We start from the raw sequence: 21,725 nt of genomic DNA on the forward strand, positions 1-21,725 counted from the left end.
ACTAGCGGGGGGCCGTCGGGGGGCGGAGCCCCCCGACACGATCTCGGCGGCAGCCGAAGACGCCAGGGGGCGTGCCCCCACAACGCGCCCCCCACCGCGAAGCGGAGGGCGGGGCACCCCAGGAGGCGTGCCCCGCCGACGTTATGCAGCCCTCGGAGGGGGACTGATTCCGCGAAGTCGCACCCCGCGAAGGGGGGCGCTCCGGAGAGGGTCAGAAGCGGCGGGTGATCAGGGCCCGCTTGACCTCTTGGATGGCCTTGGTGACCTCGATACCCCGCGGACAGGCGTCCGTGCAGTTGAACGTGGTGCGGCAGCGCCACACTCCGTCCCGGTCGTTGAGGATCTCCAGCCGCTGCTCGCCGCCCTCGTCGCGCGAGTCGAAGATGAACCGGTGCGCGTTGACGATGGCCGCGGGCCCGAAGTACTGGCCGTCGTTCCAGAAGACCGGGCAGGACGAGGTGCACGCGGCGCACAGGATGCACTTGGTGGTGTCGTCGAACCGCTCCCGGTCCGCGGCGGACTGGTAGCGCTCACGGGTAGGCTCGTTGCCGTTGGTGATGAGGAAGGGCATCACGTCGCGGTAGGCCTGGAAGAACGGCTCCATGTCGACGACCAGGTCCTTGAGGACCGTGAGCCCCTTGATCGGCTCGACCGTGATCGGCTTCTCGGGGTTGATGTCCTTCAGCAGCGTCTTGCAGGCGAGCCGGTTGCGCCCGTTGATCCGCATGGCGTCCGAGCCGCAGATGCCGTGGGCGCAGGAGCGGCGGAAGGTGAGGGTGCCGTCCTGCTCCCACTTGATCTGGTGGAGCGCGTCGAGGACGCGGTCCTTCGGGTCGATCTTCAGCGTGAAGTCCTGCCACTGCGCGTCCTCGGAGACCTCCGGGTTGAACCGGCGGATCCGCAGCGTGAGGGTGATCAGGTGCGAGGCGCTGTTCTCGGCCGAGTCGACGGGCCCGGCGGAGTCGTTCTTGTCCAGCGTTGCGGTGCTCATCAGTACTTACGCTCCATCGGCTGGTAGCGGGTCTGCACGACCGGCTTGTAGTCCAGCCGGATCGACTCGGTGCCGTCGTCGCCCACCTCGCGGTACGCCATGGTGTGCCGCATGAAGTTGACGTCGTCGCGGTTGGGGAAGTCCTCGCGGTAGTGACCGCCGCGCGACTCCTTGCGGGCGAGCGCGGAGACCGCCGTGACCTCGGCCAGGTCGAGCAGGTTGCCCAGCTCCAGGGCCTCCAGCAGGTCGGTGTTGAAGCGCTTGCCCTTGTCCTGGACGCTGATGTCGCGGAAGCGCTTGCGCAGGGCGCCGATCTCCTCGACGGCCTCCTTCAGCGTCTGCTCGGTGCGGAAGACCATGACGTTCTTGTCCATGGTGGCCTGCAGCGCCTTGCGGATGTCGACCACGCGCTCGTTGCCGGTGGCGTCGCGCAGGTTCTCGATCTCGTCGAGGACGAACGTGGCCGGGTCCTCGGGCAGGTCGACGTGGTCGGCGGTGGCCGCGTAGTCGGCGGCGGCGATGCCGGCCCGGCGGCCGAAGACGTTGATGTCCAGCAGCGAGTTGGTGCCCAGCCGGTTGGCGCCGTGCACCGAGACGCAGGCGACCTCGCCGGCCGCGTACAGGCCGGGGATGGGGGTGCTGTTGTCCGCCAGCACCTCGCCCTGCACGTTGGTGGGGATGCCGCCCATCGCGTAGTGCGCGGTCGGCTGGATCGGCACCGGGTCGGTGTAGGGCTCGATGCCCAGGTAGGTGCGCGCGAACTCGGTGATGTCGGGCAGCTTGGCGTCGAGCTGCTCCGGCGGCAGGTGCGTGAGGTCCAGGTAGACGTGGTCCTTGTCGGCACCGCAGCCGCGGCCCTCGCGGATCTCGGTGTAGATCGCGCGGGAGACGACGTCACGCGAGGCGAGGTCCTTCATGACGGGCGCGTACTTCTCCATGAAGCGCTCGCCGTCCTTGTTCCGCAGGATGCCGCCCTCGCCGCGGGCGCCCTCGGTGAGCAGGATGCCCATCTTCCAGATGCCGGTCGGGTGGAACTGGAAGAACTCCATGTCCTCCAGCGGCAGCCCGCGCCGGAACGCGGCGGCCTGGCCGTCGCCGGTCAGGGTGTGCGCGTTGGAGGTGACCTTGAAGAACTTGCCGTTGCCGCCGGAGGCGAAGACGACGGACTTGGCGCGGAAGACGTGCACGTCGCCGGTGGCCAGTTCGTAGGCGACGACTCCGGCGGTCCTGCGGATGCCGTCCACGTCGTTGAGGAGCAGGTCCAGGACGTAGAACTCGTTGAAGAACTCCACACCCTCCTTGACGCAGTTCTGGTACAGCGTCTGGAGGATCATGTGGCCGGTGCGGTCGGCGGCGTAGCAGGAGCGGCGCACCGGGGCTTCGCCGTGGTTGCGCGAGTGCCCGCCGAACCGCCGCTGGTCGATGGTGCCATCCGGGGTGCGGTTGAAGGGCAGGCCCATCTTCTCCAGGTCGAGGACGGAGTCGATGGCCTCCTTCGCCAGGATCTCGGCGGCGTCCTGGTCGACCAGGTAGTCGCCGCCCTTGATCGTGTCGAAGGTGTGCCACTCCCAGTTGTCCTCCTCGACGTTGGCGAGGGCGGCGGCCATGCCGCCCTGCGCCGCGCCGGTGTGGGAGCGGGTGGGGTAGAGCTTGGTCAGCACCGCGGTGCGGCTGCGCTTGGTGGACTCGATGGCCGCGCGCATACCGGCGCCGCCCGCGCCGACGATGACGGTGTCGTACTTGTGGATCTTGACGTTGTTCATCGGGAAAACCTCAGCCTTCAGCCCCGGTACGTCAGCGGATGTTCGGGTCGAAGGTGAAGATCACCAGCGTGCCCAGCAGGACGGTGAAGACGGTGGCCGTGTAGAGCAGCATCTTCAGCCAGAAGCGGGTGTTGTCGCGCTCGGCGTAGTCGTTGATCACCGTGCGCAGCCCGTTGGCGCCGTGCAGCATCGCCAGCCACAGCATCGTCAGGTCCCACACCTGCCAGAACGGCGAGGCCCAGCGGCCCGCGACGAACGCGAAGCCGATCTTGCTGACGCCGCCGTCCAGCACGAGCTGGATCAGCAGGTGGCCCAGGACGAGCACCACCAGCACGATGCCCGACAGCCGCATGAACAGCCATGTCTGCATCTCGAAATTGCCGCGGGACGCCTTGGGCGTCTTCGCGGTCCGCTTGCGCGGCGCTTCGATGACGGGGGCCGGGTGGTCCACGTCGTACAGCGTGACGCTGTCGGTGGGCTCGCCCGCGCCGTCGTTCTTGGCGGCCTCGGTCGTCTCGGTCGTCGACATCACGGATCAGCTCCCGAACAGCTCGCGCAGCGTGTGCTGCAGGACCGGGTAGAAGGCACCGGCCATGAGGACGATCCACACGCCCAGCACGGTCCACAGCATCTGCTTCTGGTACCTCGCGCCCTTCGACCAGAAGTCCACGGCGATGACCCGCAGGCCGTTCAGCGCGTGGAAGAGGATGGCGGCCACCAGGCCGTACTCCATCAGGTTGACGAGCGGAGTCTTGTAGATCGCGACAGTGTCGTCGTACGCCTCTGGCGAGACGCGGACGAGCGCGGTGTCGAGGACGTGCACGAACAGGAAGAAGAAGATGAGGACGCCGGTGACTCGGTGAGCCACCCAGGACCACATTCCTTCCCGGCCGCGGTACAGCGTTCCAGCCGGCACGGATAAACCCTCCGGGAGCGGATATTGGGGCCTGCCGGCTTCGGTAGGTCGGGCGGGCCCGGCCGGGTACGGTCCACCGGCCTCGGTCATCGTAGCGACGGGTTGTCGGCACCTTCGCCCAGGGGTGTGCAGGTGTGATCAATCAGGCACGGACGGCCTATCCGCGGTGTGAGCGGCGACACACCGTGGGCCCCACGGTGGGGCTCAGTCCGCCGGTCCGGGCGCCGCCAGCCGGCCGAGCCGCCCGCGTGCCAGCCGCCGCAGCTCCTCCGCGGTGACCGCCCACTCCTCGTCGGCATCGTTCTCCAACCGCAACCTGATGCCCGCCAGCACCTGGTCCAGCCGCTCCTCGGCGGCGAACCCGTCCAGGCAGTACAGGAACGCGTGCCCGAATTTCCGCTCGTACGCGGCGTGGGCTGCCCGCAGGGCCGTGTGCGCGGCGAGTACGCCCGGCTGCGGCTCCCCCTCCAACGGGTGTGCGGCCGTCTCGCAGACCAGTGCCTCCCGCAGATCCGCCGGGGTCAGGTCGTAGCTCGCCTCGTCGGCCGCCGCCAGCAGGGCCTCCACGTCCGGGTAGGGCCGGTGCGTCACGAGGCGGCGGGCCCAGCGGCGGCTGCCGCAGCAGCGCAGCAGCAGCGGCTCGATCGTCGCGAGGGCGGCGGTGTTGAGCCGGTCCAGGGGTGTCCGCGTTCCGTGGCGGGGAGGGGTGGGAAGGGTCATGCGCTCCGTAAGTCCGATGGATCCGGATGTGGACCCGGATGCGCCACGGTAGTGGCGACCAGGCAAGATCGGCCGTCCGAGTCGTGCTTTTCACCCGTAAGGGAACGCGTGGGGACGCATAGCTGACGGGGAAGGGTTGGGAAGGGGAAATACCGTATCCGTATGGGACGAAACTGGTCGAAGAAGTCGGGACGGACTGCCGGCGGGGCGCTGCGCCGCTCCGGCGCGCCGCTGGCACTCACCCTCGCCGTCAGCCTGCTCGGCCTGACCGCCTGCGGCGGTGACGGCGACGGGGGCGGCGATTCCCCCTCCGCCTCGGGGAGCGGATCGGAGCAGCCACCCAAGGGGCCCGACCGGCTCGGCCCCGCACCCTCGGCCGTGCCCTCGGTGCGCCACTGGAAGGCCGTACGGGGTCCGGGCTGGCAGCGTACGGACCGCACCCGCGTCGTCCCCGGTGCCGACTCGCTCCGCGACGAGGCGAAGCTGCTCGCCGACGAGCTGAAGGTGCCGGTCGCCAAGGGCCCGTCCCGCACCGGCGACATCGAGCTCAAGCGCGGCGAGGACGGCGGGAAGTCCCCCGGCGGCAAAGTGAACGGCGGCCCCGAGAGCTACCGGCTGGTCAGCAGCGACGGCAAGATCACCATCACCGGAGGCGGCGACGCCGGGGTCTTCTACGGCACCCGCACCCTCCTCCAGACCTGGCGGGCCCAGGGCCGCTTCGCCGAGGGCACCGTCGCGGACGCCCCCGACCGCCCGCAGCGCGGCTTCTCCCTGGACATCGCGCGCAAGAACTTCAGCGCCGACTGGATCGAGGCCCGGATCCGCCAGATGGGCGACCTCAAGCTCAACCAGCTCCAGCTCCACCTCTCCGACGACCAGGCGTTCCGCGTCGAGAGCGAGACCCACCCCGAGATCGTCTCCGACCCCCACCTGACCAAGGCGCAGGTCCGCGACATCGTCGACCTCGCCGCCTCCCGGCACATCACCGTCATCCCCGAGATCGACTCGCCCGGCCACCTCGGCGCCGTCCTGAAGGCCCACCCCGAACTGCAACTGCGCAGCGCCTCGGGCGCCACCCCGCGCGGCGCGATCGACATCAGCAAGCCCGCCGCGGCCAAGCTCGTCGACGAACTGCTGGTCGAGTTCGCCGATCTGTTCCCCGGCAAGTGGGCGCACGCGGGCGGCGACGAGTACCAGGCACTGATGACGGAGAACCCGGAGCAGACCTACCCCGGGCTCGCGAAGAAGGCGCGGGAGGAGTTCGGGGACAAGGCCACCGTCCAGGACCTGGCGACCGCCTGGCTCAACGACCGCGCCTCGACCCTGGACAAGCAGGGCAAGATCCCGCAGGTGTGGAACGACGGCATGCACCGCGGCGGCGTCGTCAAGCCGAACAAGCCGCGCGAGGTCGCCTACTGGACCGGACGGGAAGCGGGGGAGCGGGAGCCGTCCGAGTACCTGAAGGAGGGCTGGAAGATCGTCAATCTCAACGACGAGTACCTGTACTACGTCCTCGGCCAGCCCAACAACTTCACCTACCCGACCGGCCGACGCATCTACGAGGAGTGGACCCCCGCCGTGGTGCGCGGCACCGAACCGGTGCCGGACAAGTGGGCCGGACGGGACCGCATCCTCGGCGGCCGGTTCGCCGTCTGGGGCGACCTCGCCGACGCGCAGACCACCGGACAGGTCGCCCGCGGGATCCGGCTGCCGCTCGCCGCGACGGCCCAGAAGCTGTGGGACCCGCAGCGGCCCGAACGCTCCTGGGACGACTTCGTGAAACTGGTCGACAAGGTGGACTGACCGGGACCGGCCCGGCCGTGGACCGACCGGCCCCGGTTCGGCGGCCGGGGGGGCGGGAAAAGCCGAGGGCGACCGGGGTCGCCACCCCCCACAGGAGAGACCCCGGCCGCCGTCGGACACGGGCTCACTACGCCAGCGGCTTGCCCGTACTCTCCTCAGCGCCACCGCCTCGCAATGTGTTACGCGCCACGCCGCAACCGTTCGCGGGCCGCCGTTCCGCGCTCACCACGGAGTCCGGATGCTGACGGTGGGCTACCGCATCCTTACGCACAGCGTGCTGCCGCCCCGCCTCTCCCTTCGGCATGGACGAGCGTGCACACTTGGCCTTAGCGTGCTGCTCGCGCCGCGCCGGGTGGACCGAACCCGGCAGTCGGGACGCGAAAATCCGGCGGCCGGGATGCTGACTCCCGGCAACGGCGCACAGCACAGACACCTTCGCGGAGTGGGGCGAGAGACGGGCGTGCAGGGGGACGACGCGGAGCTGACCGCTGCGGTGCAAGCGGCGCAGGAGGGGGACGAGTCCGCCTTCCGCACCGTCTACCGCTCGGTGCACCCGCGCCTGCTCGGCTACGTGCGCACGCTGGTGCCGGACGCCGACGCCGAGGACGTGGCCTCCGAGGCGTGGCTGCAGATCGCCCGCGACCTGCCCCGCTTCCACGGCGACGCGGACCGGTTCCGCGGCTGGGCGGCGCGGATCGCCCGCAACCGGGGGCTGGACCATCTGCGGATGCGCGGCCGCCGCCCCGCCGTCGGCGGTGACGAGAGCGAACTGACCGTCCTGCCGGCGGGCACCGACACGGCGGACGAGGCGCTGGAGGCGCTGGGGACCAGCAGCACGATGGCGCTCATATCGCAACTCCCGCGCGACCAGGCCGAGGCGGTCGTGCTGCGGGTGGTGGTCGGACTGGACGCCAAGAGCGCAGCCCAGGTGCTGGGCAAGCGCTCGGGTGCGGTGCGGACGGCCGCGCACCGCGGGTTGCGCAGGCTGGCGGAGCTGCTGGAGGAGCGGGCCCTGGGCCCTTCCGGCGACGCGGTCGACGGCGCGGGCGGGGCGGTGGCCGACGGCCCGGCCGGTGGCCCCGGCGGTCCGGGCTCCGGGTCCAGGCCGGGCGGTGGCACGGCGAAGGGCAGGACACGCGGCATGGCGCGCGGTGTGACGCATAAAGCCACCCGAACGCTGAGGGAAACGTGATGGCGGACGACCGGTACAGTTGGCTGGACGAAGAGACTGCGGAGCGCTTGCTGCGCGGCCTGCCGGTCGAAGCCTGTGAAGACGGCAGACCGGGTTCCGGTTCCGGACCGGCCCCCGAGGCGCGGGGTGCCGAGCTGGAGATCGGCTCGTCCGCCGAGCACGAACCCGCGGCCGGAGGGCGGGAATCCGACCCGGTCCAGGAGCACACGAACCCCGCTCCCGGAGAATCGGCGCAGGCGGACTCCGCTGCCGGCACCGGACGGTCGGGCCGAAGAGCCGGGGGCCGTCTCGATGTGCCCTCACCCGACTGGTTCCGCGAGGCCGACCGCCGTACGGCGGCCCGGCTCGCCGCAGCGCTGGACGAGCTCTCCGCCGCCCACAGCGCTCCCCCTCCCGCCGCACCCGGCACCACGCCGGTCGAACTCCCCGGCGAGGCCGCCGCGCTGGACGCCTTCCGTGCCGCCCGGCTCGCCGCCCGTTCCGGCGGCACCCCCTCGGCCGCGTCGGCGGGTGCGCTCGGCGGCGGTGGCGCGCTGGGCGGTGCCCGCAGCCGCACCCGGCACATCCTCACGGGCCGGCCCCTGCGGGCCGGATTCGCCGTCGCGCTGGCGGGCTGCGCACTCGGCGGGGTCGCGGTCGCGGCCGGAGCGGGCGTGCTGCCGACCCCGTTCTCGAGTGGCGACGCGCCTGCCGCCAGCGCTTCCCCGGCCGCCAGTTCCGGGACCGAGAGCCCGGAGGGGAGCGACGAAGGCGGTGCCGGTTCACCGGGCCGGGACAGCGCGGGCGAGCGGCACGGCGGCCGCGACCGGTCCACCCGGCCCGGCGGGGGCAGCGGTGAGGACGGAGACGGCGGGGGCGCCGACGGGGGCAAGGGGAGCGGGCAGGAAGGCTCCTCCCGGGACCTCGCCGACGGCGGCACCGGTGGCGACCTGGGCGGCAACGGCCCGTGGAGGGACAGACCCGGCGGCACCTTCCCCAGCGCGGGCGGGCACCACGGCGGCCACGGCGGCTCCCGGAAGGAAGCCATCGCCGAGGCACTGTGCAGGGCGTACGCGGCGGACAAGCTGGAGACCGACGACCGCCGCAAGCTGGAACGCGCCGCGGGCGGCCGGGCCGTGGTGCGGAGGTTCTGCGCCCGGCACGGGGAAGGCGACAGCTCCGGCGGGGGCGGCGGAGAGAGTGCCGGCGGGGGCGGCGGGCAGAGCACCGGCTCCGGCGGCGGTTCGGGGGAGAGCGCCGGCGGTGGCGACGGCGGTGGGGACACCGGCGGTTCCGGTGCGAGCGGGGGCGGCGTGCCGTCCGAGCCCTCGGATCCGGCACCGAGCACGACGGCGACGACGCCCGCACCGACGCGGCGGTGACTTCGGCCGCACCGGCGCACCGGTGATCAGCCGTACCGGCGTCGCGGTGACCTCAGCCGCATCGACGCGGCAGTGACAGGCGCCACACGGTTCACCCGGCCGACGGTGTGACACTTTCGCCGGGCACGGCGCTGAAGAGAGTGAGCCGACTGGTCATCGGCGGCGCGGTAAGCCCGAGGTTCCCCCCGTACCTCTGGGTTCGCGCGATGGCGCGGGCGGGACACGTTCCCCCGGTCCCGCCCGCGCCCCCTCACTCCCTCGCTCTTCCCCGGCTGTTCGCACGGCGGCCCGGTGCGCGGGCGGGGCGTTCTGTCGGGCGGAGCGCGGTCACTTGTAGACCACGACCTTGTCGCCCGGGCGGATCTCCGCGAAGACCTTCGCGATCTTCTTCTTGTCCCGCACGTTCACGCACCCGTGGGACGCGCCCGCGTACCCGCGGGCGGCGAAGTCGGAGGAGTAGTGCACCGCTTGGCCCCGGCTGAAGAACATCGCGTAGGGCATCGGGCTGTCGTAGAGGGTCGAGCGGTGGTGCCGGCTCTTGAAGTCGACCTTGAACTGGCCCTCGCGGGTCGGTGTGTAGGCCGAGCCGAATCGCACGTCCATCGCCGTGCGCACCTTGCCGTCGACCATCCACGCGGCGGTGCGGCTCGTCTTGCTGATGCACAGCGCGCGCCCCGTGGTGCAGCGCGGGTCCGGAACGGCCAGTGGCCGGCTGGTGGGCGGGTGCAGTTCGGTGCGGGTGGGCTCGTGGGTGCGGGCCCGCAGCGCGCTCAGCACCGCGTCGGTGACCTTGCCGGTGCGGGGCATGCCGCGCCGCTGCTGGAACGCGGAGACCGAAGCGGCCGTCACCGGGCCGTAGTAGCCGGTCGGGTTGCGGTCGAAGTGGCCCAGTTGCCGCAGCCGCGCCTGGAGTTCGCGTACGTGCGCGCCGCGTGCGCCGGGTGCCATCCGCACCGTCTGCGCGGCCGGTCGCGCGGCCTTCGGCTGCTGCGGCCGGGTGGGCCGCGCGGGCCGGGCCGGTGCCGAGTGCTTCGACTGCGCGGGCGACGGGGCGGGCGGCGGCTTCCCCGCCGCCTTCTGCGGGGCCGTGGAGATCCGCACGGACGGGCCGCTCGCTCCTTCCTTCACCTCGCATGCGGCGAGCGCGCCCGCCGTCAGCAGCACCGCGGCCGAGACCGCCGCACCGCGCACGGCCGTTGCTCCCCTCCTGCGCATCCCCACCCCCGGAGGTTCGACAGGTGTACGCGTCCATCACTGCCCAGCGTGCCGCCCCGTGAACCCGCCGTCGCCGCTCGCCGCGGCGGGTGCCGCATCCGGTTTTGTTACTGGCGGGTTTAAAACCGGGTGCGGATCGGGGACAGTAGGCGCAGGCGTGACCGACGACCGACGAGCAGCCCGCGAGGTGTCCATGTCGACAGGAACCGGGACGGGGTCCGCCGAACAGCCGCAGCCCCGGCCCCAGCAGCCCCCGCCCGCCCCCGGAACCGGTGTCGGCGAGCCGGAGCCGCTGCCCGGACTCGCCCGTGCCGCCGCCGCCCTCGCAGCGGGGGAGACCACCTCCCGGGCGCTCACCGAGCGGGCGCTCGCCCGGATCGAGGCCACGCAGCCCACGCTGAACGCCTTCCGCAGAGTGCGCGCGGAGGCGGCGCTGGCCGAGGCCGACGCCGCCGACCGGGCCCGGGCGCAGGGCCGCGGCCGGCCGCTGCTGGGCGTCCCGGTCGCGGTCAAGGACGACACCGACGTGTGCGGGGAGCCCACCGCGTTCGGCTGCGCCGGGGACTTCCCCGCCAAGACCGCCGACGCGGAGGCGGTGCGCAGACTGCGGGCCGCCGGAGCGATCGTCGTCGGCAAGACCAACAGCCCCGAACTGGGGCAGTGGCCGTTCACCGAGGGCCGCGCCTTCGGTGACACCCGCAACCCCTGGAACACGGCCCACACACCCGGCGGTTCCTCGGGCGGTGCGGCAGCCGCCGTCGCCGCCGGGCTGGTGCCCGCGGCACTCGGTTCGGACGGCGCCGGATCGATCCGGATCCCCGCCGCCTGGACGCATCTCGTCGGTATCAAGCCCCAGCGGGGGCGCATCTCCACCTGGCCGGACCCCGAGGCGTTCAACGGCATCACCGTCCTCGGGCCGCTGGCGCGCACCGTCGAGGACGCCGCACTGCTGCTGGACGCCGCCGCGGGAAACCGGGAGGGCGATCTGCACCGGCCGCCGCCCGTGGACGTGCGCGGAGCGCTCGGCCGCGACCCCGGACGGCTGCGGATCGCGCTCTCCACCCGGTGGGCCTTCACCGCCACCCCGAAGCGGCTGGACCCCCGCGTCGACACCGCCGTGCGCGCCCTGGCCGAACGGCTCGCCGTACTCGGACACGAGGTGGAGGAAGCCGACCCGCACTACGGTCCGATCGGGCTGACGTTCCTCCCCCGCGCCACCGCGGGCATCCGCACCTGGGCGCAGCGCACCCCCGACCCCGCGCTGCTGGACCCGCGCACCCGCGCAGCCGCCCGCACCGGGCGGCTGCTGGGCGGCCCGCTGCTGCGCGCCGCCCGGGCCGCCGAGGAGCCGCTGCGCCGCCACGTGGGCCGGATCTTCCGCCGCTACGACGTCGTCCTCGCCCCCACCACCGCCACCCCGCCGCCCCGGATCGGCGATCTGGCCCGGCTGTCCAACTGGCAGACCGACCGCAGGATGATCGCCCACTGCCCGTACGCCTGGCCGTGGAACGTCCTCGGCTGGCCCGGCGTCAACGTCCCCGCCGCCGTGACCGAGCCGGACCGGCTGCCGCTGGGCGCCCAGCTCCTGGGCCCCGCCGACAGCGAACCCCTGCTGGTCTCCCTCGCCGCCCAGCTGGAGACCGACCAGCGCTGGTACGAACGGCGCCCCCCGGCGGTGTGAGCGGCCGGGCGCGTGGCGAGCGGGCCCTGCGCGGCGTCGGCGGCACCCGCCGGGTGCGCCTCCCGGCCGGGCCGTGGCCTCCGCCCAGGCTCTCTCCCCGGCACGGCGGATGTGCTCGGCAGGCCGATGCCGCGGGTGTCTGCCAGGGTGGGAGCAGTACCCGGCAGGCGCGCCGCACCGGGGAGGCCCCGCGGGGCCCGAGAGGTCCGGAGGGCGCGCGACGCACGAGGAGGGCCGGCATGCCGCTCAACCCCGCGCTCACCTACCGCGACCCCCGCGCCGCCCTCGACTTCCTGCAGGCCGCGTTCGGCTTCGAACCCGTCCGCGTCCACGAGGGCGACGACGGTTCGGTGGTCCACGCCGAACTGCGGTTCGGGGACGGCCTCGTGATGCTCGGCACCGCCCGCGACAGCGGTCTGATGGCCGGGCTGGGGCCCGGCGCCGTCTACGTCTCCGTACAGGACCCGGACGCGCACCACGCCCGCGCGGTGGAGGCGGGCGCGGAGATCGTGCTGCCACCCACCGACCAGGACTACGGCTCGCGCGAGTACGCCGCCAGGGACCCGGAGGGCAACCTGTGGTCCTTCGGCACCTACGTCGCCACGGCCTGACCCGCCGCGCCCTCGGCCGCCCCGGTGTGCAGCACCGCCGGATACGCCGCGACCTCCCGCGGGTCCCCGGTGACCAGGGCGAGGTATCCGTCCGGACGGACGAGGTAGAAGGTCCCGTTCCGGTAGGCGCCGGCCGGGGGGATCACGCGGGTGCGCACGTACGGGGGGAGGCCGCGAGGCGGCGCGGCGTCACCGACCGCGAGGAGGGTGGCGTGCGGCCCGCGGAGCAGGTCGAAGACCCGGCCGTGGCCGCCGGGCGCCGTCGCCTCGCGGCTTCCGGCGGCCGCGCCGCTGCTTCCGTGGGCCGCAGGGCCGCTTCCGCCGACCGGCAGGCGCGCGTCCGGTGCCCGGTCCCCGGGAGCCGGACCGCCGGGAAGGGGCACGGCCGGGTACCGCGTCAGCGGACTGTCCGGATAGCCGATCCCGAGCTGCCCGGTCTCGCCGCCCCGGCGCTCCGCCCGGCCGTGCAACCGGGTGGAGAGGCCGAGCACCCGTGCCGCGAGCGGTGCCCGCTCCTTCTCGTAACTGTCCAGCAGCGCCTCTCCGGCGTGCCCGTGGAGCACGAGTCCGAGCTTCCAGCCGAGGTTGTAGGCGTCCTGCACGCTGGTGTTGAGGCCCTGGCCTCCGGCGGGTGAGTGGATGTGTGCCGCGTCCCCGGCGAGGAGGACCCGGCCCCGGCGGAACCGGTCGGCCATGGCGGCGTTGACCCGGAACTGTGAGGCGTACAGCACCTCTTCGAGCTGTTCCGGGGCCAGGTCGGTCCGGGCGGCGAGCAGTCGGCGCAGGACGGGCGCGGGATCCTCCCCTTCGGCGGCGAGGGCCGCGCGCTGGGCGACGAGCTGGAAGGTGTCGGTGCCCGGCAGCGGGCACAGCGCGAGCGTGCCGTGTGCGTCGTCCTGCCAGGCGTGCCAGTGTCCCCGGTCGAGCCCCGGGATGCGGACGTCGGCCACGAGGGACGGCTCGGCGTCCACGCTCTCGCCCGTCATGCCGATGCCGAGCGCCGCGCGTACGGTGCTGCGGCCGCCGTCGCAGGCCACGGCATACCGGGTGCGGACGGTTTCGCCGGTGGAGAGCCGGGCCGTGACACCGTCCGGGTCCTGCGTCAGGTGCGTGACGCCCGCGCCGAACTCGACGTCGCCGCCCAGTTCCCGCAGCCGCGCATGCAGCAGTTCCTGGGTCCGCCACTGGGGGAGCATCCACACCTCGGCGTAGGGGGTGTCGTCGCGGGTCTCGGCGCGCTCGATGATGTCCCACTCCGCCGCGGGCAGGCCGGGGCGGCGGATGAGCATCCGCGGATACGGGCCGCCCGCTGCGCGCACCGCCGGTGCCAGGCCCAGATCGTCGAGGACCTCCATGGTGCGCGGCTGGATGCCCTTCCCCCGCGAGCCGCGTGCGAGCCGGTCGCGGCTCTCCACCACCCGCACCTCGATGTTCCGTCTGCGCAGGTCGCAGGCGAGTGCCAGGCCGGTCGGACCGGCGCCGACCACGAGCACCCCGGTACGCGGCGCGTTCCCGCCTCCCGCGGGCGTGTCCTTAACGTCGTTAAGTGCTGTCATGGGGCGACAATGCGCTTAACGGCGTTAAATTGTCAAGGTGCGGCGACGACGACGGCGATACGCTGGCGCATGTGGCGACGAAGAGACAGGCGGCCGACCAGGCAGCGGACGAAGCGGCAGCGGACGGGACGGTCCGCAAGCCGCCGCGTGCGGCGGCAGCCCCCGCACGGAGGACCGCGGCCCCCCGGCTGGACCGGACCCAGGTCGCCGAAGCCGGGCTGCGGCTGCTGAACGAGACGGGCCTGGAGCAGCTCAGCCTGCGCCGCATCGCCACCGAACTGAACGTCAAAGCGCCCGCGCTCTACTGGCACTTCGCCAGCAAACAGGCCCTGCTGGACGAGATGGCCACCGTCATGACACGCGAACTGCGCGACCTCGCAGCCCCGGCATCCGGGACGGCCTCCTGGGACGAGTGGTTCGCCGAGAGCCTGCGGCTGCTGCGGCGTACGCTGCTGCGCTACCGGGACGGGGCGAAAGTCTTCAGCGGCACGCGGCTGACCACCACCGAGCACGCCGAGGGCCAGGAACGCTACCTGCGGATGATGACCGAGGCGGGTTTCAGCGTGAACGCCGCTGCCCGCGCATTCTTCACCGCCTTCAGCTACACCGTCGGCTTCGTCATCGAGGAACAGGCCGTTCAGCCCTTCCCCGACGAACGCGCCCCCGGCTACGACCCCGACGAGCGCGCCGCGCGCATGGTGGGACACCCGCTGGCCGCGCAGATCAGCGCGGAGCTGTTCACGGACTTCGACGCACGCTTCGAGGAAGGGCTCCAGGCCGTGATCGCCGGGCTGCGCGCCACCGTGCTCGCCGGCGACGCCACCGGGCGGTGAACCGAGGCCGCCGCACGGCCCGGCGCGAGCACGCGGCCAGCCCCTCCTCCGGCGCCGCCCCGGCCCCGCCCGCCCCCCCACGGCCCGGACTCAGCCCAGAGCCGCTCGCTTGAGCGCCCGCGCCCGGCGGGCGACCCGGCGCACCACACGGTTGCGGGGGACGAAAGCGAACTGGCGGGGCACCGCGCCGGGCAGCGCCAGCACGGTCAGCCGGCGGCGCGTGAAGTAGCGGCGGGTCGCCGGGGACGACCGCTCCGCCAGGAAGCGCTCCGCCTCCGGACGCAGCCCCGGGAGCACCCGCGGCTGCATGCAGAACCCGACAGCGCGCACCAGCGCCGCCAACTCGCCGCGCGGAAGCGGGGCGGAGCCGACCTGCGAACCGTCCTCCAGATCCGGCAGCAGCGCGTCCACCAGCGTCAACGGCACCCGCTGTGCGCTCTCGTAGGGCGCGAGCCGCTCCAGCAGCGGGCCGGTACCGGCCCGCACCACGGGCAGTCCGTAGAGCGCCGACGCCGACAGCAACGCCGTCGAACAGCAGCCCACCACCAGGGCCGGGCGCATCCCCTCGTACAGCACCTCCGCCGGGATCAGCGGATCCGCCACCGTCAGCGCGACACCGAGCTCGCCCGCCTCCTTCTCGACGGCGCGCGGCAGGCCGGCGGGCGCGGCCGGATGCGGCTTGAGCACCAGCTCGCGGTGGCCGCGCGCCGCGGCCCCGCGCAGCATCCGCACCTGGAGCCACTCCTCCTCGTCCGGGGAGAGCAGCTCCGGCGCGGCCGGCGACGGACCCAACAGCAGCGCCGCACCCCGCGGCACGAAGGCCACCGAAGGCGGCGCCTCCTCCGCGAGTTCGGCCACCACCGCACGGAACGCCTCGGCCGGGACGGGCTCGGACAGCACGCCGAACTCCGACAGCAGCAGCGGCGCCAGACCGGGCACCAGATCCAGGTGGAGCAGCCGGCGCACCCGGGTGCCCACCAGCGGATCCAGCTTGCCGCCGGTGGGACCGTAGCCCGTCAGCCCGCCCGCGAACGCTTCGATCGGCGCGTCCGCGAACAGCTGCGCCACCGCCGCCCCGGGCTCATCCTGGAGCGTGTCCAGCACGAGCGTGACCTCGTCCTCGGGGCCGTCCCCCAGGTTCCACATCCGGCGCAGATACCGCTCCCACAAGGGGGCGTCGTCCGCGCGCGGCGACCAGCCCACCGGGTGCAGCGGCCGGATCGTCTCGTTCCACGACAGCACCCGGTCGAACCGGCCGCGCAGCCGCTCGAAACCCGGTGCGGTCTCCAGCGGCGGCGCCGTCTCGGGAGTCGCCGCGTTGTTGCTGACCAGCAGCAGCCGCTGGTCGGCCGGCTCGAAGCAGCCCGCGTCGAGCGCCGCCGCCAGGGCGGCGGCGCCGTACAGGGAGCCGACGAGGAACACCTGCGTCCGCATCAGGCCACCGCTCCCTTGTCGCGCGCGCCGGAACCGGCGGCTTCGGTGGTGTGCGCACCCGGGTCGACCGCCTCCGGGGCGTCGCCCGCCGCGCGTCCGGGCCGGGCCGGGCGCCTGAGCAGCCGCCGCAGCCGGACGGACCGTTCGCTGTCCATCGAGTCCAGCGCCTCCGACAGCAGCCCGGCGGGCAGCCGCCCGAGCGCCGCCGCGCTTTTCGTCCGCAGCGTGCGCGCCACCGCGGGTTCGAACGTGTCACTCGTCAGATGGTGCGAGACGAGCGCGCAATAGGTGCGCACCGCCTTGGGCAGCAGCAGCTCGGCGTCCCGGTCCCGCGCGGTCTCCTCGACCACCTGGTCGAAGGCGCGGAGGAAGTCGAGTTGCCGCACGTCCCCGATCCGGGTCAGCGAGGAGGCGACCCCGCGCCGGTAGAAGACCCCCAGCAGCCCGACCGCGGCGAACGAGCGCGCCTCGCGGTGCAGCCGCCAGATCCAGGGCCGGTCCTCGGCCGTGCGCAGCCCGTCGGTGAAGTGCAGCAGCCCCTCGTCCAGCAGCCTGCGGTGGTAGATCCCCGCCCAGGCGTAGGCGTAGTCCACGGAGGTGCTGCGGGTCGCCGGCAGGATCGCCGCACGCGGATCCTCCACCACCCCCCGCCGGCCGTGCGGCACCCGGGCCAGGGTGCGCGAGCGCCCCGTGCACCGGACGTGGTCGGTGCGCACGAAGTCGCAGCCCAGCCGCTCGATACAGGCCACCAGCCGTGGATAGTGGCCGGGCGCCAGCCAGTCGTCCCCGTCCAGGAACGTGACGAACTCGCCGCTCGCCCGGTCCAGCCCCGAATTGCGGGCCGTCGCCAGACCGGCGTTGCGCATGTGCCGGACCCGGACCACCTGCGCCACGTCCCGGAGCCTCTTTTCGGCCCGCTCCAGAATGTCCGGCGTCCCGTCCCGGGAGGCGTCGTCGACCAGAACGAACTCGAAATCCCGGCGGGCGTTCGCCCGGAGACTCCGGAGCGTTTCCGGGGCGTATGACTGCACGTTGTAGAACGGCACGATGACGGAGAGCTTGACCACCCGAAGGACCCTAGGGTTCACGTCCCGCCCCGTCTTGACCTGCGGCGGACCCGTGAGTGAACGGCGCGTGGCCGGATGGTGAACGGGCCTTTCCCGCCGCCGCGTTGGGTATTCGTCGGTGTGCTGTTAACCGGCTGTTGCCGTCGCGTTGGGCCGCCTTCCGGAATCCCTTCCTAGCGTCGGAGACGTGCCCTCACGAGAAATCCCCTCCGCACCGAACACCCCGGCCGCGCCGACCGGAACCGCCCCCGGCGAGCGGTCTGCGCCCCGCCGGGTGGTCGTCCTCGCGGATTCCGACACCCGGTGGAAATGGGGTGTCCTGACCGCCCGCAGACTGGCCCCCGAGGCCGCCGTCGACGGGCTGCTGCTGCGCGGCCGCGCCACACCCACACCGCGCCAGCTCGCCGAGGTCGGCGTCGCCGTCGACTCCCTCCGTGAGGTCACGACCGCCGAATTCCTCCGCGCCGCCACCACGCCCGGCGCCTACGACATGGTCGTCCTCGCATGCGTCGGCGGCGCCGTGCAGGCCATGCTGCACGGGCTGCGGCGGGCCGCGGCCGACGGGGCCGCAGCCGCTGCGGAGGGGGCCGGCGCAGCCGCGGCGGGGAGCGGAGCGGACGGCGAGCTGTCCGCGCGGCGCCCCGTGGTCGTCACCGGCTACGTCGGCGTCGTCTACGAGAAGCTCACCGACGGACTGCTGCTGCGGCACGGTGCCGACCTCGTCCTCGCCAACTCGCCCTTCGACGCCGAGCGGTTCCGCGTGGTCTACGAGGGCGTGGGCGCCGACGCCGGAAGCGTGGCCGAGTGCGCGCTGCCGTTCCTGGAGGGGACGGCGGCACCCGCCCCGGCCGAGACCGGCGACGGGCCGTTCACCGTGGTCTTCGCCGTGCAGCCCTCCGTCCCGGCCGGCCGCGCCGACCGCGCCTACCTGCTGCGCCGGGCCGTGCAGCACGCGCTGCGCCACCCCGAACGCGAGGTGCTGATCAAACTGCGCAGCAAGCCCGGTGAGCACACCACGCACATCGAGGAGCTGCCTTACCAGAAGCTCGCCCGCAAACTGCCCGGCGGACGCGACGGCGCGCACGGCGGGCTGCCGCCCAACTGCCGCCTCGTCTACGGGAACATGGGAGAGATCCTGGACCGGGCGCGGCACACCGGCGGCCTGCTGGTGACGGTCAGCTCGACCGCAGCCCTCGAATCCCTGCACCGCGGCGTACCCACCGCCGTCCTCACCGACCTCGGCGTCCGCGAAGCCCTGGGCAACCACTACTTCACCGGCTCAGGCTGCCTGGCCTCCTGGGACGAACTCGACGACGGCCTGCTCCCGGAAGCCGACGAGAAGTGGGCGCTGCGGCAGGGCGTACGCGGCGGCGACGGCTTCGCCGCGGCCCGCGACCGGGTCACCCGCCTGGTCGGCCGCGCGGCGAGCGGCGGACTGCCGCCCCTCGCGCCGTACTACACCGTCCGCACCGCACCCGGCTACCTGCCCGGCATCCTGCGGCGCTACGGGCTCGCACCGGACGGATCACCGGGCGCCGGAAGCTCCGCCGAGGCAGCCGACGGTCTCGGCGCCGCCGGTCGCGGTGCCGTCCGGCGCGTCGTCCGCGAAGCGGCCCGGGGCGCCTACCGGCACGGAGTCCAGCGCGTCGCCCCGCTGATCCGGAAGGCGGGCGAACTGTGACCGAGCCGCCTCGCGACGCCGCCTCGTCCGGTGCTCCCGTGCCGCCGACTGCGCCGCAGACCTCCTCGCCGTCCGCGCCGCCGCGTGCGCCCGATGGCGCCGCCCCGTCCGCATCCTCGCCTCACCCAGGAGCCAGCATGTCCCCAGCCCCCGCCGTGCTCGCGGTGATACCCGCCCGGGGCGGGTCGAAGGGCGTGGCCGCCAAGAACCTCGCACCGGTCGCGGGCGTTCCGCTCGTCGCCCGCGCAGCACGCGAGTGCCTGGCCGCGCGGAACGTCACCGACGTCGTCGTCTCCACCGACGACCCCGCCATCGCCGAGGCGGCCCGCTCCGCCGGAGCCGAGGTCGTCGACCGGCCCGCCGACCTGGCCGGCGACCTGGCCAGCAGTGAGACCGCCGTCCTGCACGCCATGGACGTCTACGAGGAGCGGCACCGGCGACCGCTGCAGACCGTGCTGCTCGTGCAGTGCACCAGCCCCTTCCTGGTGCGGGAGGACGTCGAGCAGGTGGCCGCGGCCGTCATCGAGGAGGGCGCGGACAGCGCCCTGGCCGTGGCGCCGTTCCACGGCTTCGTCTGGCGCGACGGCGACACCCCGGCGGCCGGGTCCGGTGGCGTCCCGGCAGGCCTCTCCGGCGACGGCCCCGGTGCTGCCTCCGGCGCGGTGGGGGCTTCCGGCGCCGACGGCGGCGCGTACGGCGTCAACCACGACCGGGCCGTACGCCCCCGGCGCCAGGACCGGCCCGAGGACCTGCTGGAGACCGGCGCCGCCTACGCCATGGACGCCATGGGGTTCCGCGAGTCCGGCCATCGGTTCTTCGGGCGGACGGCCGTCGTCCGCACCGACCCGGCCCGCGTCCTGGAGGTCGACGACCCGCACGACCTCGCCCGAGCCCGCCTGCTGGCGCCGCTGCTGGACGCGCACCGCGACGGTCCGGGCGCGCTGCCGACGCGGGAGGACGTGGACGCCGTCGTACTGGACTTCGACGGCACACAGACCGACGACCGCGTCTACATCGACGCCGAAGGGCGGGAGACCGTCGCCGTCCACCGCGGAGACGGGCTCGGCATCGCCGCGCTGCGCCGCGCGGGCCTGGAGGTGCTGATCCTCTCCACCGAGACCAACCCGGTCGTGGCGGCCCGCGCCGCCAAGCTGCGGCTGCCGGTGCTGCACGGCATCGACCGCAAGGACCTGGCGCTCAAACAGTGGTGCGAGGAGCGGGGGATCGCGCCCGAGCGGGTGCTGTACGCGGGCAACGACGCGAACGACCTGCCGTGCTTCGCGCTCGCCGGATGGCCCGTCGCCGTCGCGGACGCCCACGACGTGGTGCGGGCCGCCGCCCGTGCCGTCACGACCCGCGGCGGGGGAGCGGGAGCGGTCCGCGAGATCGCGGGGTGGTTGGTGGGGGCCGAGCTGTGAGGGCCGAGCTGTGAGGGGGGTGGGGCGCAGGCTCCTCGCCTTGGTTGGGCCCACCCACAAAGGAAGCCCGCCGGAGCCCCGACGCCCCCCACCCGCCGCCTCCTGACCAGCGCAAACCCTACCCGGACCGGCGCCCCCGGCACCCCGTGCAGCGCCTGACGACCTTTTGCACACACCACAGAAAGAAACTCCCGGAAATGGTGAACATGACGAGCAACGCCCAGCACATCGACGCCCGCCGCGACCTCCACGGAGCTTCCCGCATCCGCACCCTCGGCACCCGGACGGTCGGCCCCGGCCACCCCGTCTACGTCACCGGTGAGATCGGCATCAACCACAACGGCGACCTGGACAACGCCTTCGCCCTCATCGACGCCGCCGCGGAGGCGGGCTGCGACGCGGTCAAGTTCCAGAAGCGGACTCCGGAGATCTGCACCCCGCGCGACCAGTGGGACCTGGAGCGGGACACCCCGTGGGGCCGCATGACGTACATCGACTACCGGCACCGGGTCGAGTTCGGCGAGGACGACTACCGTGCCATCAGCGAGCACTGCGCCGAGCGCGGCATCGACTGGTTCGCTTCTCCGTGGGACGAGGAGGCCGTCGCCTTCCTGGAGAAGTTCGACGTACCCGCGCACAAGGTGGCGTCGGCTTCTCTCACCGATGACGACCTGCTGCGCGCGCTGCGCGCCACCGGGCGGACCGTCATCCTCTCCACCGGCATGTCCACGCCGCAGCAGATCCGGCACGCGGTGGAGGTGCTGGGCAGCGAGAACATCGTGCTCTGCCACGCGACCTCCACCTACCCTGCCAAGGCGGAGGAGCTGAACCTCCGGGTGATCTACAGCCTGCAGGACGCCTACCCGAACGTCCCGATCGGCTACAGCGGCCACGAGACGGGTCTGCAGACCACGCTGGCGGCGGTCGCTCTCGGTGCCGTCTTCGTCGAGCGGCACATCACTCTCGACCGCGCCATGTGGGGCTCCGACCAGGCGGCTTCCGTGGAGCCGCAGGGCCTCCAGCGTCTGGTGCGGGACATCCGCACCATCGAGGAGTCCCTGGGCGACGGCGTGAAGAAGGTGTACGACAGCGAGCTGGCGCCGATGCGCAAGCTGCGCCGCGTCAAGGGTGTCGTGGCCGAGGGTGCCCAGGCCGCGGAGGAGACGGGGACCCGCGAGCCGGTCACGGTCTGAGGCGGACGGGCACCGCCTGTACGGGCACCGGCCCGTACAGGCCCAGGCCCCAGGCCCCAGGCCCAGGCTCAGACCCCAGACCCCAGCCCGAGACCGCCCCGGACCAGGACCAGGCTCCGGCTTCGGCTCCGGCCAGAACCACACACCCTCCTCGGCCGGCACAGCACAGCGGGCCCGCACCCCGCACGCCCCGCACCCCCATTACCTTTTTCGTGGCCCCGCAACGGGGCTCCCGGCCTCTGGAGCTGGCATGACTGTGTCCCCCTGTCGAACGCATGGCCCGGGGGGTG

18 protein-coding genes are annotated in these 21,725 nt (G+C 73.4%); 9 read left to right on the forward strand and 9 right to left on the reverse strand.

What is annotated here, in order from left to right:
• Positions 1-211 precede the first annotated feature (211 nt).
• From ACFYMO_RS24280 to ACFYMO_RS24300, 5 genes are all read right to left on the reverse strand, one after another.
• Complete coding sequence (locus ACFYMO_RS24280; RefSeq protein ID WP_075002103.1) at positions 212-991, reverse strand: succinate dehydrogenase iron-sulfur subunit; 780 nt, start codon at positions 989-991, stop codon at positions 212-214.
• On the reverse strand, positions 991-2,754 hold the full coding sequence (gene sdhA, locus ACFYMO_RS24285; RefSeq protein WP_366774620.1) for a succinate dehydrogenase flavoprotein subunit: 1,764 nt from the start codon (positions 2,752-2,754) through the stop codon (positions 991-993). Before sdhA ends, ACFYMO_RS24280 begins: the two co-directional genes overlap by 1 nt.
• Before the next feature lie 31 nt (positions 2,755-2,785).
• On the reverse strand, positions 2,786-3,283 hold the full coding sequence (locus ACFYMO_RS24290; protein WP_366774619.1) for a succinate dehydrogenase hydrophobic membrane anchor subunit: 498 nt from the start codon (positions 3,281-3,283) through the stop codon (positions 2,786-2,788).
• A gap of 6 nt (positions 3,284-3,289) precedes the next feature.
• Entirely contained in the window at positions 3,290-3,670 is a 381-nt protein-coding gene (gene sdhC, locus ACFYMO_RS24295; protein ID WP_037706945.1) for a succinate dehydrogenase, cytochrome b556 subunit, read from the reverse strand.
• Between the two features lie 204 nt (positions 3,671-3,874).
• Positions 3,875-4,390, reverse strand: a complete 516-nt coding sequence (locus tag ACFYMO_RS24300) for a 2-oxo-4-hydroxy-4-carboxy-5-ureidoimidazoline decarboxylase (protein WP_366774618.1) — start codon at positions 4,388-4,390, stop codon at positions 3,875-3,877.
• A 162-nt stretch (positions 4,391-4,552) separates the two neighbouring features.
• Here ACFYMO_RS24300 and ACFYMO_RS24305 point away from each other — a divergent pair, with 162 nt between their 5' ends.
• The 3 genes from ACFYMO_RS24305 to ACFYMO_RS24315 all read left to right on the forward strand — a co-directional run bounded on the left by ACFYMO_RS24305 (position 4,553) and on the right by ACFYMO_RS24315 (position 8,746).
• Entirely contained in the window at positions 4,553-6,193 is a 1,641-nt protein-coding gene (locus ACFYMO_RS24305; protein WP_366774617.1) for a glycoside hydrolase family 20 protein, read from the forward strand.
• Between the two features lie 460 nt (positions 6,194-6,653).
• The gene (locus tag ACFYMO_RS24310; RefSeq protein ID WP_075002098.1) at positions 6,654-7,385 is read left to right on the forward strand and encodes an RNA polymerase sigma factor; all 732 of its coding nucleotides are present in this window, start codon (positions 6,654-6,656) and stop codon (positions 7,383-7,385) included.
• A complete protein-coding gene (locus ACFYMO_RS24315; RefSeq protein ID WP_366774616.1) occupies positions 7,385-8,746 on the forward strand; it encodes a hypothetical protein in 1,362 nt (453 codons plus the stop codon). Before ACFYMO_RS24310 ends, ACFYMO_RS24315 begins: the two co-directional genes overlap by 1 nt.
• Positions 8,747-9,073: 327 nt before the next feature.
• Here the strand turns inward: ACFYMO_RS24315 and ACFYMO_RS24320 are convergent, their stop codons facing one another.
• Positions 9,074-9,961, reverse strand: coding sequence for a peptidoglycan-binding protein (locus ACFYMO_RS24320; protein WP_388548883.1), 888 nt, complete (start codon positions 9,959-9,961; stop codon positions 9,074-9,076).
• A 193-nt stretch (positions 9,962-10,154) separates the two neighbouring features.
• Here ACFYMO_RS24320 and ACFYMO_RS24325 point away from each other — a divergent pair, with 193 nt between their 5' ends.
• Together ACFYMO_RS24325 and ACFYMO_RS24330 are read left to right on the forward strand one after the other, a co-directional pair.
• Positions 10,155-11,642, forward strand: a complete 1,488-nt coding sequence (locus ACFYMO_RS24325) for an amidase (RefSeq protein WP_366774615.1) — start codon at positions 10,155-10,157, stop codon at positions 11,640-11,642.
• A 239-nt stretch (positions 11,643-11,881) separates the two neighbouring features.
• Positions 11,882-12,253 (forward strand): VOC family protein, encoded by a 372-nt coding sequence (locus tag ACFYMO_RS24330; protein ID WP_366774614.1) that lies wholly within the window; start codon positions 11,882-11,884, stop codon positions 12,251-12,253.
• On the opposite strand, the gene ACFYMO_RS24335 is transcribed toward ACFYMO_RS24330, so the two are convergent.
• Positions 12,235-13,809, reverse strand: coding sequence for an FAD-dependent monooxygenase (locus ACFYMO_RS24335; RefSeq protein ID WP_366774613.1), 1,575 nt, complete (start codon positions 13,807-13,809; stop codon positions 12,235-12,237). The two genes, ACFYMO_RS24330 and ACFYMO_RS24335, sit on opposite strands and share 19 nt — an antisense overlap.
• 71 nt (positions 13,810-13,880) lie before the next feature.
• Here ACFYMO_RS24335 and ACFYMO_RS24340 point away from each other — a divergent pair, with 71 nt between their 5' ends.
• Positions 13,881-14,642 carry a TetR/AcrR family transcriptional regulator C-terminal domain-containing protein gene (locus ACFYMO_RS24340; protein ID WP_388548846.1) on the forward strand — a complete coding sequence of 254 codons (762 nt, stop codon included), beginning with the start codon at positions 13,881-13,883 and terminating at the stop codon, positions 14,640-14,642.
• A gap of 90 nt (positions 14,643-14,732) precedes the next feature.
• On the opposite strand, the gene ACFYMO_RS24345 is transcribed toward ACFYMO_RS24340, so the two are convergent.
• Positions 14,733-16,076: a polysialyltransferase family glycosyltransferase gene (locus ACFYMO_RS24345; RefSeq protein ID WP_388548849.1), complete on the reverse strand. Its 1,344-nt coding sequence runs from the start codon at positions 16,074-16,076 to the stop codon at positions 14,733-14,735.
• Positions 16,076-17,143 carry a glycosyltransferase family 2 protein gene (locus ACFYMO_RS24350; protein ID WP_366774611.1) on the reverse strand — a complete coding sequence of 356 codons (1,068 nt, stop codon included), beginning with the start codon at positions 17,141-17,143 and terminating at the stop codon, positions 16,076-16,078. The genes ACFYMO_RS24345 and ACFYMO_RS24350 overlap by 1 nt, the downstream gene beginning before the upstream one ends.
• A gap of 202 nt (positions 17,144-17,345) precedes the next feature.
• Between ACFYMO_RS24350 and ACFYMO_RS24355 the strand changes: the two genes are divergently transcribed.
• The 3 genes from ACFYMO_RS24355 (at position 17,346) to ACFYMO_RS24365 (ending at position 21,435) form a co-directional block, all read left to right on the forward strand.
• Positions 17,346-18,824, forward strand: a complete 1,479-nt coding sequence (locus tag ACFYMO_RS24355; protein WP_388548886.1) for a DUF6716 putative glycosyltransferase — start codon at positions 17,346-17,348, stop codon at positions 18,822-18,824.
• Between the two features lie 137 nt (positions 18,825-18,961).
• Positions 18,962-20,242, forward strand: a complete 1,281-nt coding sequence (locus ACFYMO_RS24360; RefSeq protein WP_388548852.1) for a cytidylyltransferase domain-containing protein — start codon at positions 18,962-18,964, stop codon at positions 20,240-20,242.
• Positions 20,243-20,448: 206 nt separating this feature from the next.
• Positions 20,449-21,435 (forward strand): N-acetylneuraminate synthase family protein, encoded by a 987-nt coding sequence (locus ACFYMO_RS24365; RefSeq protein WP_388548889.1) that lies wholly within the window; start codon positions 20,449-20,451, stop codon positions 21,433-21,435.
• The last annotated feature ends 290 nt before the right edge of the window (positions 21,436-21,725 follow it).

It is taken from the genome of Streptomyces sp. NPDC007025, from assembly GCF_042869455.1.
In the GTDB taxonomy this organism is placed as follows: Bacteria; Actinomycetota; Actinomycetes; order Streptomycetales; family Streptomycetaceae; genus Streptomyces.